The organism is Microbacterium sp. CPCC 204701 (assembly GCF_004010105.1).
Lineage (GTDB): Bacteria > Actinomycetota > Actinomycetes > Actinomycetales > Microbacteriaceae > Microbacterium.
This window is the reverse complement of sequence record NZ_RRYE01000533.1, coordinates 1-1592: the sequence shown is the minus strand read 5'-3', so window position 1 is coordinate 1592 and position 1592 is coordinate 1. Positions and strand designations below refer to the sequence as shown.

Below are 1592 nucleotides of genomic sequence, written 5' to 3'. Positions count from 1 at the left end.
GGGCCGGGTCTGACCCGCGACGCCTCGGCCGCGCGGGCGGCGCCGGGCCGCGGCATCCGTCGCCCGACGAAACCTGCCGGCACGAGCCGGCACCCGGACCGGGCACAATGGAACGCGACGCCGCTCGGCGACCCCGACCCCCGGAGTGACATGACCTGGCTCGTGACCGGAGGCGCCGGCTACATCGGCGCCCACATCGTCCGCGCTCTCGCCGACGCGGGACTCGCGCCCATCGTGCTCGACGACCTCTCGAGCGGGCATGCCTCGTTCGTGCCGGAGGGCGTGCGGTTCGTGCAGGGCTCGATCCTCGACCGCGACCTCGTCGAGCGCACGCTGCGCGAGCACGACGTCGAGGGCGTCATCCACGTCGCCGGCTACAAGTACGCCGGAGTCTCGGTGCGCCGCCCCCTCCACACGTACGCGCAGAACGTCGAGGGCACGCGCGTACTGCTGGAGGCGATGGCCGCCGCCGATGTCGCGAACATCGTGTTCTCGTCGTCGGCCGCGGTGTACGGCACCCCCGACGTGCCGCTCGTCACCGAGGACCTGCCCAAGCGACCGGCGTCGCCGTACGGCGAGTCGAAGCTCATCGGCGAGTGGCTGCTGCGCGACCAGGCGGTCGCGACCGCCGACTCGGCGCATCCGCTGCGGCACACGTCGCTGCGCTACTTCAACGTCGTCGGCTCGGGCGACCCGAGCGTCTACGACACGAGCCCGCACAACCTCTTTCCGCTCGTCTTCGAGGCGCTCCTCGAAGGACGCACGCCGCGCATCAACGGCGACGACTACGACACTCCCGACGGCACCAATGTCCGCGACTACGTGCACGTCTCCGACATCGCCGCCGCACACGCCGTGGCGGCGAGACGGCTCGCCGCGGGCGAGCCGGTCGAGCCCGCGTACAACCTCGGCTCGCAGAACGGGCTGAGCGTGCGCGAGATCATGGACGCGATGGCCCGCGTCACCGGCATCGACTTCACGCCCGAGATCGGACCCCGCCGCCCCGGCGACCCCGACCGCATCGTCGCGACCGGCGAGCTCGCCGCCCGCGACCTCGGCTGGGCCAACCGCTACAGCGTCGACGAGATGGTCCGCTCGGGCTGGGAGGCCCGCCGGGCCGCCGGCGCCTGACGGGTCGGCGGGACGCCTCCCGATGGCCGGGGTTCGACCGCCGGCATCGGCTTTCGGACCCGGAGATCGGACGACGCGACGCTTTCCGGATCAGCACGCCCGGATCATCCGCAAGCCGGGGGATTCTCCGAGTTCCGGAGCGACGTCAGCGGGCGGCAGCGGTGCTCGCGCGCACCACGAGCCGCGTCGGCACGGTTTCGAAGGTCGCGTCGGCGCCGGCCTCGATGCCGTCGATGAGCACGGCGACGGCACGGGTTCCGAGGGTGTCGAAGTCCTGGTGGACGGTGGTGAGGGGCGGACGGTAGTCGGCGGCATCCGCCACGTCGTCGAAGCCGACCACGCTCACGTCGCGCGGCACGTCGCGGCCTGCCTCGGCGAGCGCGCGCAGCCCTCCGAGGGCCATCTGGTCGTTCGCGACGAACAGCGCCGTCACCTCGTCGGTGCGGAGGGCGGATGCCGCG

Annotated in this window: 2 protein-coding genes; one reads left to right on the top strand and one right to left on the bottom strand. The window is 72.9% G+C overall.

Annotated features, from left to right (window positions below; genetic code table 11):
* Positions 1-150: 150 nt before the first annotated feature.
* Complete coding sequence (gene galE / locus EIO58_RS17585; protein ID WP_127820522.1) at positions 151-1131, top strand: UDP-glucose 4-epimerase GalE; 981 nt, start codon at positions 151-153, stop codon at positions 1129-1131.
* Between the two features lie 145 nt (positions 1132-1276).
* Here galE and EIO58_RS17580 read toward each other — a convergent pair.
* On the bottom strand, positions 1277-1592 hold a 316-nt coding region (locus tag EIO58_RS17580; RefSeq protein WP_164861854.1), incomplete at its 5' end, for a substrate-binding domain-containing protein.